The following is a 17,064-nucleotide window of genomic DNA, read 5'->3' on the forward strand; positions in this document are numbered from 1 at the left end:
CAGCACCTGGGTTGGCTTTATTTCGTGATTTCAAGGTCCGGCACCGTTTCATGACTGAAAGTATCGCGCAAATACGGGACATGGATCTGCGTCTTAAGTCAGGCGAGAACGTGCTTCATATCCTCAAGTCCATCACATTCTCGATAGCGCGGGGCGAGGTGGTTTCGGCTGTAGGCCCTTCGGGTAGCGGCAAGACCAGCCTGTTGATGGTACTGGCGGGCCTCGAAAAGGCCACCAGCGGGACTGTTGTTGTCGGTGGTACGGATCTTGGCGCATTGAACGAGGATCAACTCGCGGATGTGCGCCGGGGCACCATCGGCATCCTTTTCCAGAACTTTCACCTGATTCCGTCGATGACGGCGCTGGAAAACGTCGCGCTCGCGCTCGAGATCGCCTTCTCGGACCTCCCGCTCTCCGAGATCCGCATGCGGGCCCGGCAGGCTCTGGCTGAGGTTGGTCTTTCAGAACGGGAAGACCACTTGCCGAGCGCGCTGTCCGGCGGAGAGCAGCAACGCGTCGGGCTCGCCCGGGCTATTGTCACGCGACCCAAACTGCTGTTGGCGGACGAGCCGACCGGCAATCTCGACCAGCAGACTGCTGCGTCAGCCATCGAACTGCTGTTTGGTCTCGCAAAGCGGAATACGATGGCGGTACTCTTGATCACTCATGATGACGCTCTCGCCCGCCGCGCCGATCGGCAGATGCGCATGGATCGGGGCGAACTGCACGAGCTGGATGGCACGTCCGCATGAACTGGCTCACGAGTTGGCTGCGGGTCTCGCTGATCGACCTTCGCGGTGGCGCGCGCCGATTTGTCGTTCTTATCGCCTGCCTCGCCTTGGGTGTCGCTGCAATCGGCACCGTCAGCGCGGTTCGCAGCAGCGTGGAAACCGCCATTGCGCGCGATGTGCGCCTCTTGCTTGGCGGTGACCTTGAGTTGCAAACCCAGGGACGCGATGCCGAACCAGCTGTCATCGCAGCGCTCAACACCCTAGGTTCCGTCAGCCGGGAGGTGCAGCTCAGTACGCAGGCGCGCGCCGGTGACAGGAACGCTTTTCTATCTCTGCGGGCCGTCACCGAGTCTTACCCGCTGATCGGCTCGGTGACGCTAGCCAGCGGCGAAACCGAAAAAGTTGGCGAGCTCTTGGCGCCGCAAGATGGGCAATTCGGTGTGTTGCTTTCAAGTCAGGCAGCTATGCGGCTCGCGGTCGGCATTGGTGACACGGTGCGCATCGGCACCCTCGAACTGCAGATGCGGGGCATCATTGAGGCGCTGCCGGACCAGGCGACAGCGGGTTTTCAACTGGGCGCACCTGCGCTGATCTCGACTGCCGCTCTCGGCCCCGCAGGGCTGCGCGAGCAAGGGGTCCTCAACCAGTTTCGCTACAAGGCGCTCCTCGACGGCCTATCGTTCGAGGCGGCGCGCGCTCAACTCGAAGAGGAATTTGTCCAGCGCGATTGGCAGATACGCTCGCCGCGCGAGGCGACGGCAGCAATCGCCCGCACTATCGAGGTTTTCGGTAATTTCCTGCTCCTCGTCGCCCTTTCCTCGATGGTCGTTGGCGGTCTTGGTGCTGCCAATGCCGTAACAGCCTATATTGGCGAGCGGCAGGGAGCCATCGCAACCATGCGGGCCCTCGGAGCCAAGGGCGACCGCTTGCAGTTTCATTTTCTGACGCAGATCGCTGCCTTGTCCTTCATAGCCGTAATTGGCGGGCTTATCATTGTTGGCGCTGCCACGCTGTCGCTTCTGCCGCTGCTGTCGGGCCTTATCGGCATCAATCTGCCACCAGTCCTCGACCTCCAATCCATGCTGGTCGCCGCCGCCATCGGAATGCTTACCGCTTTGCTGTTTACCTGGGTTCCACTGCTCCAGGCACGCGCGATACGGCCAGCTCTTCTGTTCCGCGCCGGCTCCAGCAGCGCCCTCGACGCCATAGGCTGGCGCCGACTGCTCACGCCCGGCGCCGCCATCCCGTTGCTGGCCGGTCTCATCGTGCTGTTCGCGCTGACATTGAGGATCGCCAACGATCCGCAGCTTGTCGCCATCTATTTTGCCGGAACTCTTGTCGCCTTTGCTTTGCTGCGTGCAGCCGCAGACCTTGTGCGACGCGCTCTGATGAAAATGCCACCGCTGGAAAATCGGATGTTGCGACACGCGGTCTCGGCGATCATTCGACCGGGGGCGCCGACACGCTCAGTTCTGGTGTCGATGGGGCTGGGACTGTCGCTGCTGCTCCTCATCATCATGACGCAGACCAATATCAATTCTCAGATCACCGCAGAGGTCAGCGCTGAAGCTCCGGACTTCATCGTTCTCGATATGGATCGCGAGGGGTTGAGCGCCCTTGAAAGGTTCGCAGAAGAAACACCGCAAGTCGCGACGCTGACGTCTACCCCGCTGCTGCGCGGAACAATCACCGAGCTGGACGGAAGGCCGGCACCATCGAGCGAGACGTTGCCGCGCGAGGTTGCCGACATGTTCGAGGGGGACACGACGTTGACCTGGGCGGGCGAGATGCCTGCGGGCACGCTGATCGACCAGGGGGAGTGGTGGGCAAACGACTATGATGGCCCGCCTCTCGCCTCGCTGAGTGCAGAAATGCGCGACAGCCTGGCGCTGGAGCCGGGTAATACGATCACCATTTCGATTGCCGGTCGTCCCTTGACGATGACCATCGCCAACTTCCGCGAGGTCGATTGGCGCAGCCCCACATTCAATTTCCGTATCATCGTTTCCCCCGGCCTGATCGAGAGCGCGCCGCAGTCGTTCTTTGGCACGATCGAGGCGGCAGCGGGCGAAGCGCAGGCCGTGGAGGCAACTCTGATCCGCACACTTCCGCAGCTGAACTTCGTGCCCGTGGGTGAGGCACTGGCCCAGGTTCAGGGTGTGCTCAACGGGCTGGTCAACGCCGTGCTCCTGGTCAGCGCGACGTCTGTGTTGACCGGCATGCTGGTGCTGGCCGGGGCGTTGAGCGTCGGGCGCAGGCAAAGGGAGGCGGATGCAGTGGTGATGAAGGTGCTGGGGGCGCGCCGCACCTATGTCGTGCTTGCGTTCCTGGTCGAGTACGCTTTTCTCGGTGCGATAGCAGCATTGCTCGCAGGCGGCATCGCCCTCGCGGCGGCATGGGCTGCGGCAAGCTTTCTCCTCGATATCGATTTTGCGGCGCAACCTCTGCAACTGGCGGCGTTCACCGCCGCCATCATTGTGGTGACCACAGCGACGGGGGCGGCGACCACATGGTCCGCGATGTCGCGGCGTCCGGTGGATCAGTTGAGAGAGAAGGGCTAGGCAGCTTTTCCAAGCCGCAGCGCCGTAGCCGGGATTGCCATTTGGCTTATCGGCAAGATTGTCACGTCGTTCGCCGAGCGGCACGGGTTCGACTATCTCGCGATCACCGATCATGACGTGCACGTGGATGGGGCGGCGGCGGAGCATGCCTGGGCCGATCCCGACTATCGCTCGGACGCGGTGCTGCTGTTTTATGGCGCTGAGCTCACAGCGCCTCGCGGGCACACCCACAACCTGGGTCTTTGCCGAGACCCGCACCAAGCCGGCGATACTTGCGGCGCTCGAGCAGGGCCGCGCCTCGATCAGTTCCAACCCTCTCAATCCGCGTGTCGAGCTATACGCCGATGCCGAGGGCGACGGGCACTTTGAAATGATGATGGGCGACAATATCATTCCCAACGGGCGCCCTGTCAGCTTTGAGGTCCGTCTTGCCGGTGGCGGCATTGGGGGCGCATCCTATCGGGTCCGCGTGATCAAGAACCGCAGCGAATTCGGTGTCATCCTAACCGATGGCACGACACTGTCGGTGCAATTCTGCGATACTCCTGAGGCTGGCAAGCGCAGCTACTATCGCGTCGAAATCGAGGGGCCACAGGTCCCCTTCGCCGAAGTGCCAAACTCGATGGCGCTCAGCGAAAACATGGTAGCCTTATCCAATCCCATCTATTTCAACTACAATCCGAACTTCTAGTGGCCGTTCGGGCGCCATCAGCCACAGGCGTAGCTCGCCTCACCAGTCGGCTTACTTCTAGACAGGAACGACAACCGGCCCCTCATGCCCGCATTTGGCTGCATTACCTGGAATATACACCGCGGACGGGGTGCGAATGACCGTTCCGGGGTGGACGCAAAGCGCATTTATCAGGCGATCGAGACGGATATCGCGCCTCTTGAACCACATGTCCTGGCATTGCAGGAGGCCGACGAGGAGTTGAGGCCACACACTCAGGTTATCAATCCGAGCTATGTTGCTGACACTCTCGGCCTGACCCATCCCCAGAGCGATCCGGTGCTGCGGACAAGTGCGCAGTCATGCGGATTTTTTGGGTCGGTGCTGTTCATCCATCCCGAAATCGAGATCACCCATCGTGCTGTGGTCGATTTACCGGGTCATTGGCACCGGGGCGCGGTCATCCTCGAGACGCTATGGCGCGGAACGCCGATGCGTATCGCCACAGCGCATCTTTCAAGGCTTGAACTGTTGCGCATCGCCCAGATGCGCACCTTCGGCCAGTTCATCATGCGCCGGCCCCGGATGCCGACACTGTTTGTCGGCGACATTAACGACTGGAGACCGTGGTCCGGCCTCGCCTTTTCCCGTGGGCTGGTCGGTACGCGCTTGACTGGACCAAGTCGGGCAACCTTTCCGGTCGCTCGCCCGATCTTGCCTCTCGACAGGATACTGATTGACGCACCGGGCACGGTTCGGGCGACACGCGTCCTCGATAGTCCCCGGCTGAGGCGCGCATCCGACCATCGTCCGCTTTGGGGCGACATACGGCTCTAGCGCTGGGAGGACCGTCGCAGCATCGGCGCCATACGTTCGAAGACACCATCCCGGCGTATGAGCCAGTGATAGAGCGCAGCGCCCACATGGGCGAAAACCAGCGCGATCAGCACAAAGCGTGCGGCAAGATGAATGGATAGGGCACTCTTCGACAAGCCCTCGTCCTCAGGGACGAGATGCGGAACGCCAATTGCGTCCAGACCTTCAATGGGAAAGCCCCCGGCAATCACATAGACATATCCGGATATCGTCATGATCAGCAGAAGCCCATACAACCCAATGTGGGTGGCCGATGCTACATGCCGCTGCAAGACCGGGATTGATGACGGCAGCGGCGGCGGCGGGTTAAACGCACGGAATACGATACGAGCGATGACCAGCAGGAAAATGACCACCCCGATATTCTTGTGAAAGATGAAAAGCCGATCCTGCACCGATCGCGCCAACCCCTCCTCAAGCATGATGATGCCCGCCGGAACGGTCGAGATGACGAAAAGGGCAACCAACCAGTGCAATATGATTGCGACCGGGCGATAGCTCAGAGCGCTTGGCTTTGTCATTGAACTGTTCTGGCTCCCATCGCGTAGCAACCGATATGTGTTATGACATTTTGTTGGCAGTTCTGCAGATTAGCGAACTTGTCCTTTATGCGTGAGAATCGATTGGGCCATACAGAACCCGAACTTGCAACAAGCTTTGATCTCAAGGACTTGCGTCCAGTGGCCGGGAGGATGGCCGTTGCCGCTGCCGTCATCGGCATGGCGGTTCTCTGGCCGTTCGCGACCTTGCTCGATACGACTGCCACCGGCACCGCTATTGCTACGGCACTGTATGTCTGCGCCACCGTCGCGGTCGTCGTTCTTGCGAACCGGTTCTACGCCTACGATAGAGTCGGCACGGCAAATCTGATAACGCTGTTGCGGCTTGCCATGATCATGGCTCTCGTCGCCACGCTGTTTTCTCCACCGCTTCTGCGAGACCCGACCAGCGCCTGGGTAATATCAAGCTTCGCTCTTGTCGCTTTGGTGTTCGATGGCTTCGACGGGTTCTTTGCACGAAGGCAAGGCCTGAGTTCTGCTTACGGGGCACGCTTCGATATCGAGGTGGACTCAGCGTTCGCGCTGATCCTTTCAGTGATGGTCTTTCTTGCCGGCAAGGCGGGAATATGGGTCCTTGCCCTTGGTTTGCCGCGGTATCTTTTCATCGGCGCCGGCCTTGTCCTGCCTTGGCTCATGGCTGAGCTGCCAGAGAGGTTCTCGCGCAAGTTGGTGTGCGTGATTCAGGTCGGGGCCCTCATAGGACTTGCCAGTCCGCTAGGGGCCCATCCCGCCTCCTGGTGGGTTGCAGTGTGTGTGAGCGCAATGGTCGTCTGGTCATTCCTTGTCGACATCATCTGGCTGGCTCGTCACAAATCATGATGCGCAGTCTGATCACTCTTGTGGGGCTCGTGCTTGCGACGCTCCTGCTGCATCTTGTTCTGATCCAGCCGAACCATCCGGGCGCGATGACGTGGCAGGCGCTGCTGCTGTTCCCGCTTGAGCTGCCTGTCATCATTCTGCTTCTCGTCGCGCTGCCGTCGCGCGCTGCCCTCACTATCGCGGTGCGCGTGCTGCTGGTCGCGTTCCTCGTTGTCATGGCGGTCCTAAAGTCGGCGGACGTTGCGCTCTTCACGGCGTTCAATCGACCATTCAACCCGCTGGTTGATCTCAACTTGATCGAGGCGGGCATCCGCCTTCTGGCAGGCACCATAGGGACGCTGCAGACGAGTCTGGTTGTCGTTGGAGCCATCATTGCGCCATTTGTTCTCGCAGCGGCACTCTGGTGGGCGACCGGCCAATGGGCGCATATTGCCCTACCCCTGTCGTTTCGAGCGCTGGCCGGGTTTGCAGCGGTTATCGCCGCCGGCGTTGCAGTTGCTGAAATAGGAGAGGCGCGCGGTCGCTGGACTCTTCCCGTCGAGCCGCCCGGTGCGGCCTTCACGGCGCGCGTCGCCCTCGAGCGGACCACAACCTATAATCGGCTGTTCACACAGTTGAGCGAGTTTCGTCAAGCCGCTGCACAGGATCCGTTTGCCGACGTCGAACGGCCGCTCGACGCATTAGGCGGTCGCGATACGGTGTTCGTTTTCGTTGAGAGCTATGGCCGTGCGAGCTTCGATAATTCGCTGTATTCGCAAACGCACCTCGCGACGTTGGGCACTGCTGAAAGCAAGCTCGAGCAGGCCGGTGTAGAGGCGCGGTCGGGGTGGCTCACCGCGCCCATTTCGGGCGGGCAGAGCTGGCTGGCCCATGGAACGCTTGCTTCGGGCATGCGCACCTCAAACCAGGCGCTTTATACCGCTATGTTGGCCAGTGGCCGCAAGACGCTGTGGGATTACGCCGCCGCCGCCGGCTACGAAACGGCTGCCGTCATGCCAGCGATTACACTGCCCTGGCCGGAAGCAGACCTGCTCGGCTTCGAGCATGTCTATCCCGCCAAGAATCTGGGCTATCGTGGCGAGCCGTTCAACTGGGTAACGATGCCGGACCAGTTTACGCTGACAGCGTTCGACCGTCTTTTTGAGGACCAACAATCGCCGCTGTTCGCCCAGATCGCCCTGATCTCCTCGCACGCTCCGTGGGTGCCCGTACCGGAGCTCATCGCGTGGGAAGCGGTTGGTGACGGCACCGTCTTCAACGCCGTGGCAAAATCGGGTGATCCCCCGTCTGTCGTCTGGCGGGACCCAGACCGCATCCGCGACCAGTACAGGCTCTCGATCGACTATTCTCTCGAGACAATCTTCGACTACGTCGCACGCAGCCCACAAAGCAAGGATCGGCTTACCATCATCCTCGGTGACCACCCGCCAACAATTATGGTTGCCGGCATCGAGGGCTATGACATCCCAATCCATATTGTCGGCCCCGAGGACCTCATCAATGCCACCGACGACTGGCAATGGACCGAGGGTCTCATACCAGGCTCCGACGTTGATGCCTTGGCCGATGGAGTCGTTTCGAGACCGGTTTCTTGATGCGTTCACCACGCAAACGGTGGAAACGGCTTCACCGTGACGATTTCAGGCGGAGCTCTTTTGAAGCGCGCTTGGCCGGCGCTTGTGCGGATGCTGGTGCCGATCGTCCTTATCGGCGTGATCTGGACCCTTGCGGATGCGGAAGACGCATTGTCACGTCTTGGCAATATCGACTGGCCCTGGGTTGTGTGGGCGTTGGTAGCAGCAAATCTGCAGATACTTGCATCTGCGCTTCGCTGGAAATGGGTGGCTGACCGGCTTGGCCAGAGCTTCACGTTACGCTGGGCGGTGGCGGAGTACTACCTCGCGCAACTGGTGAACCAGAGCGTTCCGGGCGGCGTCGTTGGTGACGCCTCGCGTGCGGTGCGCTCACGTCACAGCGCCGGCTTTTCCAAGGCTGCGCAGGCCGTGATCATTGAGCGTTTGGCCGGACAGGTGATGCTGTTTGCAACACTCGCCGTGGGCGTTCTCGTTTTCCTGCTGGTGCCGGGGGGGATTGAATGGTCTCAGTCCGCGATACAGATTACTCTTGGCGCTTTGACGGCAGTCGTCATCGCAGGGACCGTTGCCTGGTTTGGGCGCCGGCGTATTTCCAAGATCAGGAATTTCGGAGCAGCTCTCAAGATTTCAATTTTCGACCCCGCAGTTCTCCCAAAACAGATGCTGCTCGGAGTGGTCATTGTCGGGCTGAACCTCGCCGGATTTGCTTTCGCTGCGCGCGCCACAGGCTCGGGCCTGTCGCTGGAAGCGGTGATTGTGGTGATCCCGTTGATCCTGAGTGCAATGCTGATACCAGCGACCATCTCCGGGTGGGGTTACCGCGAAGGCGCCGCGGCGGCTCTTTTTCCGTTAGTCGGGCTTAGCGCCGCTGCAGGATTGGCTGCGAGCCTCGTGTTCGGGCTCGTCATTCTTGCGGCGAGCCTGCCCGGCATCCTGGTTCTGTTCAGCCGACGCGCGGGCAAATCGGCAAGCGCCGCTAACCCTTGATGGCGCCGGCGGTGAGCGCTGAAACAATTGCGCGCTGCAACAATAGAAATGCGAGGATTGCCGGCAATATCGTGATCAGACATGCGGCGGCCAGCAGATGCGTGGTGCTGGCCGTGGTGCTGCCGGCATAATTATAGATGGCCACCGAGATCGGCCACTGCGCATCACGGCTGAGCATGATGAACGGCACGAGAAACTGAGACCAGTTCAAGATCATGTTGAGGATCAAAGCCGAAGCCATGCCTGGGGACGCCAGTGGCAACGTAATCCGCAAGAATGTCTCGAAGTGGCCATAGCCATCAATGGCTGCCGCTTCCTCGAGAACGATCGGGACACCATCGAAGGCGGTCTTGAGCAACCAGACCGTTATCGGCAGACCGATGGCGATATAGATTGCGATCACTCCGACATGCGTTTCGAGAAGCCCCAGCCAGCCCATATATCTGTAGAGGGGGATCAGGATGACGAGGCCGGAAACCATCTGAACCGCCAGAATAGCCATCATCATCACCCCTCGACCCCTGAAGTCGAAGCGCGAGAACGCGTAGGCGGCCGGAGCTGCGACGATGACCGAACCCAGCGCCCCCAAACCTGAAAGCTTGAGCGCATTCCAAAGGTAATTGAGAAAACCGCGATCTCTCAGCACCTGGCCAAAATTATCGAGCGTGGGGTTTTCCGGGATGAAGCGTGATGCGCCAAAGAAGATCTCTTGCGGCGTCCGAAGCGCGAGGGAGACGAGCCAGGTCAACGGCACAAGAAAAAATGCGGCGATGAGGACAGCCGCGGCATAGGTGGCGACGTTGGCGAGAATGCCTCCACGGGAGACCATCACATATCCCTTTTCGGCATGAACAGCATGTACAGCGCCGCAAGGACCAACGATATGAGCAGCAGCAGGATGGACAACGCGCTGCCGCCGGCGAGATCGAACTGGTAGAACACCGTGTTGTAGGCGAACAAGGACAGCACTTCGGTGGCGCGGCCAGGACCACCGCCGGTAAGGGCGAGAATGGCATCGAACGTATTGAGGGTCTGGATGGTGATGAGGATCGAGTTCACCAGGATCGCAGCCTTTAGTTGCGGCAGGGTGATGAACCAGAACCGCTCCCATGCCGGTGCACCGTCAACAGCGGCGGCCTCGTAAAGGCTGGGGTCGACGCTCTTGAGTGCGGCATAGAGCACGATCATGGAAAACGCCGTGCCCTGCCAGACATTGGCAATGATTGCAGAGAGCATGGCGTTGGCGGGATTCGACAGCCATGCAACCGTCGGCAGCTCCAGCAGGCGCAGCACCCCATTGATCGCGCCGAAAGGCGACTCGGAAAACAGCATCGACCAGATGACGCCATTGGCTATGCCTGGCACGACCCAGGCGGCGAGGACGATGGTGCGCAGCACAAGCATTCCCGGAAGGTGATGCCGCTCTCCTCGAACAACGAGGAGAGCCACCGACAGGCCCAGCAATTGCTGACCAACGACGCTGGCTGCGGTGAAGATTGCCGTGTTCGACAGAATGGTGGGCAGCGCAGGATTGCTCAGGACGCGCTGCAGGGAGCGGACGGTGTAGCTTTCGGCCCCTCCTGTCAGCGTTGCGTCAGTGAAGGCAAGCCGCAGTGCATCGATGATCGGATAGATGTAGAACGCCCCGATAACGAGCATGACCGGAAGCAGCCACGCCCAGTACGGGATGGAGGACGCCTCGGGTGTCGTTGCGGTCCGCCGGCTAAGCGCCTGGGCAATAGGTTTCGGCATTTATGGGGTCTTGGAAGGAAAAGATGGACGCCCGGACCATTTGCGGCCCGGGCGCAGATGGATCTGCTAGCTGTCGGACCCCACCTCGAGCGCGGCTGCCGCATCATCAAGCGCCTGTTCCGGCTCTTTCGACTGCGACAGCACCTCACCCAGAAGTATCTGGATCTGGTTCGAAATTTCGGGGTAGCTGGCGACGCCTGGCCGTGCCTGACCATTCTCGAGAGCTGCCGCGAACACATCGAATTCTGGTCCCGCAAACTCATCGTACTCTTCGTAAAGAGCAGCTGATGTCGGCAGCAAGCGCTGGAAGGCGTTACCCGGCCCTGCATAGAGCTTGGCGATCTCGGCGCACATCTCCACTTTCGCCGGATCATCCGAAAGCGCTGCTATCGCCCAGCCCCCGGTGCCGGTCGCGCGTTGATCCGCCGTCGGTCCGGGCAATTCCGAAACCTGCCACTGCTCAGCCTGATCAACCGGCAATGTGGTCTGCAGTTGTGCATACTGCCAGTTACCGCCGATGAACATTGCGGTGGTGCCGGCGGCGGCGGCGGCGGTGATATCATCATAGGTGGTTATGGTCGCCACGCGCTGCGGCGCTGCGCCAGACTCGACCAGATCATCGTAGAACTGCAGAGCGGCCAGGAACTTTTCGCGGTTCTCGCCCTCATAGAATATCGGGGCGCCTGTCTCATCAACGAGTTCCCCACCCTGCGCCCAGAAAAACGCCAGCCAGTCGAAGGCTGTGCCTTCAGTACGTCCGCCATTGAACAGCAGTCCCTCGTATCCCTCGTCAACCGTGTCGAGAGCGGCTTGCTGTGTTTCCTCCCAGGTCTGCGGGGCATCCGGCACGACCCCGGCATTGCGGTAGAGCACACGCAGATCGGTGAACCACCACAGGGCGACGATGTCGCCGTTGTCGTCGGTCACGGCTTCGCGAACGTAAGGAAAGAGATCGTCGATTTCGGCCTGGGTGAAGTAGTCGGTCATCGGCGCGAGCACGCCGGCATTCTTGAAAGTTGCCAGTTGAGCGGAATCGATCATCGCACAATCCGGCCCACGACCGGCCTGCGCCTGCTCCAGGATCCGCGCCTGCTCCTCATTGAGGTTGCCGGTCTGCAGCTGCGTGTCGATGCGCCAACCCGGATGTTCATTGATGAAGGTGGTGAAGAGCTCCACGAAGCCTTCAGCGGTCGCAGGATCAGCGCTGTAGAGATCGTAAGCCGTCAGGCGAAACGTCAGCGAATTCTCTGCGTCCGCCAGACCAACACGATCACGAGTCACTAGATCGTCCTGTGCCAAGGCTGGCAGAAGCGGAAGTGCAACCGCGCCGGTGAACGACAGGGCAGTTGCGGTTCGGAAGAGTCTGTTCATTCTCATTTTTTCGTTCCCTCTTTTTTTAATCTTGACCTGATCCTCAGTATGGAATGACCGAGCCATCTTCTGGATCGATGAGATGCATAAACGTCATGTCGAATGAAAGTGGCACCGTTTCACCTGCCCGTGGCGCGCGGTTTGGCGCGGCACGCACGCTGGCCGGATGCCCGGCAAGATCGAAGTAGACGATCGTTTCAACACCCAACGGCTCGACAACTTTTGTCTCGACTTCAATCGTGAAGTCGCTGGCATCACTTACGGACAACGCCTCGGGGCGCAGCCCCAAGGTCAAGCGCTTACCGAAATGCTTGGAGTAGGCTGACCCACGCGCACGCGGCACTGGCAAAGCCCGACCGTTGCCGATCCTGAAGACCAGGTCTTCGCCCTGTGCCTCCAGCGTTCCGTCAAAAAAGTTCATGCTGGGGGAGCCAATGAACTCGGCGACAAACCGCGTTGCCGGTTTATTGTAAACATCGAGCGGTGTGCCCACCTGCTCGATCACACCGTTGTTCATCACCACGACGCGGTCGGCCATGGTCATCGCCTCAACCTGATCGTGCGTGACGAAGATCGTCGTCGTCGGCACGCGTTGATGCAGGCGCTTGATCTCGATACGCATCTGCGCCCGCAGCTTGGCATCGAGATTGGACAGCGGCTCATCAAACAGAAAGACCTTCGGTCGGCGCACGATTGCGCGGCCCATCGCCACGCGTTGCCGCTGCCCCCCGGACAGTGCCTTCGGCCTGCGGTCGAGCAGAGCCTCAATATCCAGCAATCGTGCCGCATCAAGCACCGCCGCCTTGATTTCGGCACGGGAGAGATTTCGGTGGCGCAGGCCAAAGGCGATGTTCTGCGCGACATTCATGTGCGGGTAGAGAGCGTAGTTCTGGAACACCATGGCGATATCGCGTTCGCCGGGCGAGAGGTGGTTCACCACCGTCTCGCCAATCCGCAACTCACCACGGCTGATTGTTTCAAGCCCTGCGATCATCCGCAGGGTGGTCGACTTGCCGCATCCGGACGGCCCGACGAGCACAACAAACTCGTTGTCTGCAATTTCGAGGTCGATATCGCGGACCGCTTCGATAGATCCGAACGCTTTTCCTAGGCTAACAAGGCTGACTGGTGCCATAGACGCGCCGAATCCTTACTGTCCGAGCGCACAGGCGCTCATCATCCATCAAGTCTCATCCGGCGCCAGCGAACGGTCAAGCCGAGCAACGTCAACGCTCAGCGAGGGATACGCACGCGCACCAGCTTTGGATCCCCTCATCTTTGACGAGTGAACTTGCCGCCGGCCGCGACGCGCGCAGGACTTTTTTGATGCAGGCACAGTTGGGAGGGTCTGGATAATCCGACCGGCAACAGCTGAGCAGCGAGAGGCCGCCAGTCTACTCAAGCCCGCCGCTTGAGCGCGGTGACCTCGATCTCCACCTTGATTTCCTCGACGGGAAAGCCGCAGATGATGGTGGTATTGGTCGGGCGTGGGTCCGAAAAATGCTCCCCGAGGACCTTCGAGATGGTCATGACGTCGTCGCGGCTGGCAACGTAGACGTTGAGTTTGACGATATCCGCAAGGCTGGCGTCCGCCTGCTCTAGGACCTTCGTGATGGTGCGTAGCGATTGGCGCGCCTGTTGTTCGGGGTCTTCCGAAATCGAACCGTCCGCTGGGTCGTGGCCCGCGGTGCCAGAGATGAAAACCCACTCCCCATCGACAACCGCGCGGGAATAACCGGCGAGTTTTTCAAACTTCGATCCGGATGAAATCGTCCAGCGTTTTGTCGACATTAAAGCTCCTTGAGTGTCGGATAGATTGGGTGGAAGGGGCTAGGCCTCTTCGGCGGTGCGCTCTTCTTCGGCGAGGATTTCAAGCAGAAGATCGCGCGAGGTGCGGATATCAGCCTCGCAGGCGGCGCCGAGCATTGCCCAGTCGCCGTTCTTGATGGCCTCGAGCATCGCGGCATGCTGATCGGTGAAGCCGGCCTTATGCTCGGTCTTCAGTAACGCCCCCATGCGATCCGACAGGAACCGGACGTATGGTCCCGAACGCAGCCAGAGATTCTCGATCTGGCTGAGCAGCACCGGGCTGCCGGCAGCGCGGTAGATGTGGAAGTGAAACGCCCGGTTGGCGGCGGTCATCTCGGTATTGCGTTCGGCGCTGGCGCTCGCGTGGTGATGCTCGAGAATTGTTTCTAGCGCCGCGATATCCTGTGGCGTCATGTTGGGGCCGGCGATTTTCGCGGTCGCCCCCTCGACGATGATCCGGGCGCGGCTGATGTCACGCAGCTCCGCGGCGGTAATTGCCGGAACATAGGCAGTACCGGCGGCGGATATGCTCAAGGCATTTTCCGAGGCCAGCCGGCGCAATGCTTCGCGCACCGGCATGTGCGATGTCTGGAAGCGTTCGGAAAGCGAGGCGATGGTGAAGGCCTTCTGTGCCTCGAACGCCCCCGACATCAAGGCGTCGCGCAACTGCTCATAGACAAGGTCATGGACTGTCTTGCGCGACGAAACGGGTTTGAAATCGCCGGTTGAGAATTTGCTATCGTGCAAAAGGTCTTCCTCCCTTGGTCCGGCGCTTGCCGCATCTTGCCACTATGATCAAGCAGGCATGATCGGCAAAACGGAAATCTCGACGTTTACCCCAGTGTCCTGACAAAGGCTGTGATGCGGTCCATCGCTTCATCGATGTCTTCAAGCGATAGCGCACCAAAGCAGAGGCGCAGACGCCCCTCGCCGGTTTCGCCATAAAAGCTGCCGGCCTCGACCACGACCCCGGCCTCGTCCATCAGCCGTTCCGCAAACTCTTGCGAGGGAATGCCGAACGCCGAAATGTCCGCAAACGCATAGATCGTCCCCTGCGGCCATGGACACTTGATGCCGGAAACCTGGTTGAGGCGGGTCACCACCCGGTCGCGTTTGGCGCGGTCTTCGGCGACCAGTTCTGCCAGCACCGCCGGATCACCGGTCAGCGCCGCCAAGGCACCGTGCTGGATGAAAGTGTTCACATGCGTCACTTCATTGGCGGTGATCTTGAGAATGGCACCGACGGCGCCCTGAGGGGCGGCCAGATAGCCGATCCGCCAGCCATCCATCGCAAAGCTCTTGGTGAAGGCGAACAAAGTCACCGTGCGCTCGGCCATGCCCGGCAGCGAGGCGATCGAGATGTGTCGGGCTTCGTCATAAACGATCTCCTCGTACACCTCGTCCGAGACGACGATGAGATCGTGCTGTATGGCAATATCGGCAAGCGCGGTCAGCTCGTCGCGCGAGTAGACGCGCCCAGTAGGATTGCAGGGGCTGATCAGGACGATCATTTTGGTGCGCGGGGTGATCGCTGCATTGATGCGATCCGCATCAATGGCGAAACCGTTTTCGTCATCAAGCTCGACAATGACAGGTACGCCGCCGGCGAGCTCGATCTTGCCGATATGCTGCGGATAATAGGGCTCGAGCAGGATGACTTCGTCGCCATCATCGATGAAGGCCATCAGCGCCGCGTAAGAGCCGTGAGTCAGCCCGTTGGTGACGACAATTTGGTCGGGCGTCACGTCCATCTTGTTCTGGCGCGCGAGCTTGGCAACGATCGCATCGCGTAGCGGCAAGATGCCGGGCAAGTCGGAATAGTGCACCTCGCCGGCCTCAATCGCCGCGATGGTCGCGTCCTTGATGTGCTTGGGCGTATCCGCATGGGGCTTGCCCAGTTCCATGTGGATCAGGTCATCGCGGGTGCTGGCCGCGGCGCGCGCGTACATGCCGAAGGACTTCTTGGACGTGCCGGTGATGCGGCGGGCGAGCTGTTTCATACAATAGTGTCCTGACGCCTGGTATAGACGAGATTGAGTGCGGGCATACGAAGCGGCGCGATGCTGCGGTTTGTTGAGAAGCGACCGGTCATTTGGCCATCCGGTCCATAAGCCGCGCCTGCAGCAGCGCGGCGGATGCCACGATCGGCGTGAAGCGTTGAAACGGCAGAGGGCGCAAAGGCCTTACGGGGATCGGCAGGTGCTCCACCGGCTCTCCGAGCGCCGCGCGTGCCAGTACACGACCGAGTTGCGCCGTCATCGCGATGCCGCGGCCATTACAGCCAATGCCGCCGAACCAGCCATCGCCCAACTGGTGCAGGCGCGGCAGGAAATCCGGCGTCATCGCAGCGGTTCCTGTCCACACGACTTCCGGGCTCACTGCCTTGGGCAGGCTCAGTTCCTCGCTGAGGCGTTCGGCAACGCTTCGGCCCAGCCGGGCAAACGCACCAAGCGGGACGGCAGCCATTCCGCCGCTGATCAGGCGATTATCGCGATCAAGGCGATAGGTGAACAGGTTCTGGCGGGTGTCCCCCAAGGGCCGGCCATCTGGTGAGATCCGCCTGACCGTCGCTTCATCCGCCGGGGTCGTGGCAATCTGATAAACACGCAACGGCACCGTCGAACGTCCCATTGGCGATGCAACACCAGTTGTGAAGCCATTGGTGCACAGCAAGACCTTGCTGGCGCGGAGCGACGCGCCTGAGCGCATCGTCAGGCGCCAGCCATTGCCGTCTTTGCTTACACGCTCGACGCACTGCGCTTCATGCACAGTGCCGCCGCGGCGCTGTACGCCGATACCAAGCCCGCGAAGATAATCGAGCGGATGAATGGTGCCGCCGTCGCCATCGAGCAGGGCGCCGGAATAGATATCCATGCCGGTTTGGGCGCGGATTTCGTCGGCATCGAGAAACGATACCGGCCGTCCGAGCTCGCGCCACAGGGCGGCGCGCGCCTTCAACAGCTCGGCTCCTGCTGCGCCATAGGCCGGGTTGAGCCAGCCGGTCTGGCGCGCATCGCACTCGATCTCGTCTTCGGCAATGGTGCGAAACACGGCATTTGCGCCATCGCCCACGAGCCGCAACAGCGCATCGCCGCGTTCTGCCCCGAGTTTGGCGCGGACCGCCGCCGGATCGGCCTTGGCAAAGTTCGGCACTACGAAGCCGGCGTTCATGCCGCTGGCGCCGCCCCCGATTGTGCCGGCATCGAGCACGGCAACGGACCGTCCGGCGATCAGCAGTTCACGTGCCGCCGTCATGCCGGTGAACCCACCGCCGATGACGGCGACATCCACAGTGTCCGGCACTGATCTATCAGGCGAGAGGACAAGACGGGC

At 60.8% G+C, this 17,064-nt stretch carries 16 protein-coding genes; 7 read left to right on the top strand and 9 right to left on the bottom strand.

The window, feature by feature from the left end:
• Positions 1-50 precede the first annotated feature (50 nt).
• The 4 genes from IE127_RS15715 (at position 51) to IE127_RS15730 (ending at position 4,799) form a co-directional block, all read left to right on the top strand.
• Positions 51-752 carry an ABC transporter ATP-binding protein gene (locus IE127_RS15715; RefSeq protein ID WP_189426645.1) on the top strand — a complete coding sequence of 234 codons (702 nt, stop codon included), beginning with the start codon at positions 51-53 and terminating at the stop codon, positions 750-752.
• Positions 749-3,292: an ABC transporter permease gene (locus IE127_RS15720; RefSeq protein ID WP_189426646.1), complete on the top strand. Its 2,544-nt coding sequence runs from the start codon at positions 749-751 to the stop codon at positions 3,290-3,292. The genes IE127_RS15715 and IE127_RS15720 overlap by 4 nt, the downstream gene beginning before the upstream one ends.
• A gap of 193 nt (positions 3,293-3,485) precedes the next feature.
• Entirely contained in the window at positions 3,486-3,983 is a 498-nt protein-coding gene (locus tag IE127_RS15725) for a CehA/McbA family metallohydrolase domain-containing protein (RefSeq protein WP_189426647.1), read from the top strand.
• 84 nt (positions 3,984-4,067) lie between these two features.
• The gene (locus tag IE127_RS15730) at positions 4,068-4,799 is read left to right on the top strand and encodes an endonuclease/exonuclease/phosphatase family protein (protein ID WP_189426648.1); all 732 of its coding nucleotides are present in this window, start codon (positions 4,068-4,070) and stop codon (positions 4,797-4,799) included.
• On the opposite strand, the gene IE127_RS15735 is transcribed toward IE127_RS15730, so the two are convergent.
• Positions 4,796-5,359, bottom strand: a complete 564-nt coding sequence (locus IE127_RS15735; RefSeq protein WP_189426649.1) for a cytochrome b — start codon at positions 5,357-5,359, stop codon at positions 4,796-4,798. The genes IE127_RS15730 and IE127_RS15735 overlap by 4 nt on opposite strands.
• A 102-nt stretch (positions 5,360-5,461) precedes the next feature.
• Between IE127_RS15735 and IE127_RS15740 the strand changes: the two genes are divergently transcribed.
• From IE127_RS15740 to IE127_RS15750, 3 genes are read left to right on the top strand one after another with little or no spacing between them, the layout of a single operon-like run.
• Positions 5,462-6,217, top strand: coding sequence for a CDP-alcohol phosphatidyltransferase family protein (locus IE127_RS15740; RefSeq protein WP_189426650.1), 756 nt, complete (start codon positions 5,462-5,464; stop codon positions 6,215-6,217).
• A complete protein-coding gene (locus IE127_RS15745) occupies positions 6,214-7,812 on the top strand; it encodes a sulfatase-like hydrolase/transferase (protein ID WP_210310518.1) in 1,599 nt (532 codons plus the stop codon). The genes IE127_RS15740 and IE127_RS15745 overlap by 4 nt, the downstream gene beginning before the upstream one ends.
• A 60-nt stretch (positions 7,813-7,872) precedes the next feature.
• Positions 7,873-8,799 carry a lysylphosphatidylglycerol synthase transmembrane domain-containing protein gene (locus IE127_RS15750; protein ID WP_189426651.1) on the top strand — a complete coding sequence of 309 codons (927 nt, stop codon included), beginning with the start codon at positions 7,873-7,875 and terminating at the stop codon, positions 8,797-8,799.
• On the opposite strand, the gene IE127_RS15755 is transcribed toward IE127_RS15750, so the two are convergent.
• The 8 genes from IE127_RS15755 to IE127_RS15790 all read right to left on the bottom strand — a co-directional run bounded on the left by IE127_RS15755 (position 8,789) and on the right by IE127_RS15790 (position 17,034).
• A complete protein-coding gene (locus tag IE127_RS15755) occupies positions 8,789-9,628 on the bottom strand; it encodes a carbohydrate ABC transporter permease (protein ID WP_189426652.1) in 840 nt (279 codons plus the stop codon). The two genes, IE127_RS15750 and IE127_RS15755, sit on opposite strands and share 11 nt — an antisense overlap.
• Positions 9,628-10,551, bottom strand: a complete 924-nt coding sequence (locus IE127_RS15760) for a carbohydrate ABC transporter permease (RefSeq protein WP_189426653.1) — start codon at positions 10,549-10,551, stop codon at positions 9,628-9,630. Before IE127_RS15760 ends, IE127_RS15755 begins: the two co-directional genes overlap by 1 nt.
• A gap of 66 nt (positions 10,552-10,617) precedes the next feature.
• On the bottom strand, positions 10,618-11,922 hold the full coding sequence (locus IE127_RS15765; protein ID WP_189426654.1) for an extracellular solute-binding protein: 1,305 nt from the start codon (positions 11,920-11,922) through the stop codon (positions 10,618-10,620).
• 43 nt (positions 11,923-11,965) lie between these two features.
• A complete protein-coding gene (locus IE127_RS15770) occupies positions 11,966-13,057 on the bottom strand; it encodes an ABC transporter ATP-binding protein (RefSeq protein ID WP_189426655.1) in 1,092 nt (363 codons plus the stop codon).
• 263 nt (positions 13,058-13,320) lie between these two features.
• Complete coding sequence (locus tag IE127_RS15775) at positions 13,321-13,713, bottom strand: RidA family protein (RefSeq protein WP_189426656.1); 393 nt, start codon at positions 13,711-13,713, stop codon at positions 13,321-13,323.
• 39 nt (positions 13,714-13,752) lie between these two features.
• A complete protein-coding gene (locus tag IE127_RS15780) occupies positions 13,753-14,478 on the bottom strand; it encodes a GntR family transcriptional regulator (protein WP_189426657.1) in 726 nt (241 codons plus the stop codon).
• An 86-nt stretch (positions 14,479-14,564) separates the two neighbouring features.
• Complete coding sequence (locus IE127_RS15785; RefSeq protein ID WP_189426658.1) at positions 14,565-15,731, bottom strand: pyridoxal phosphate-dependent aminotransferase; 1,167 nt, start codon at positions 15,729-15,731, stop codon at positions 14,565-14,567.
• A gap of 88 nt (positions 15,732-15,819) precedes the next feature.
• The gene (locus tag IE127_RS15790; RefSeq protein WP_244640237.1) at positions 15,820-17,034 is read right to left on the bottom strand and encodes an NAD(P)/FAD-dependent oxidoreductase; all 1,215 of its coding nucleotides are present in this window, start codon (positions 17,032-17,034) and stop codon (positions 15,820-15,822) included.
• Positions 17,035-17,064: the final 30 nt, after the last annotated feature.

It is taken from the genome of Devosia pacifica (assembly GCF_014652635.1).
Taxonomy (GTDB): domain Bacteria; phylum Pseudomonadota; class Alphaproteobacteria; order Rhizobiales; family Devosiaceae; genus Devosia; species Devosia pacifica.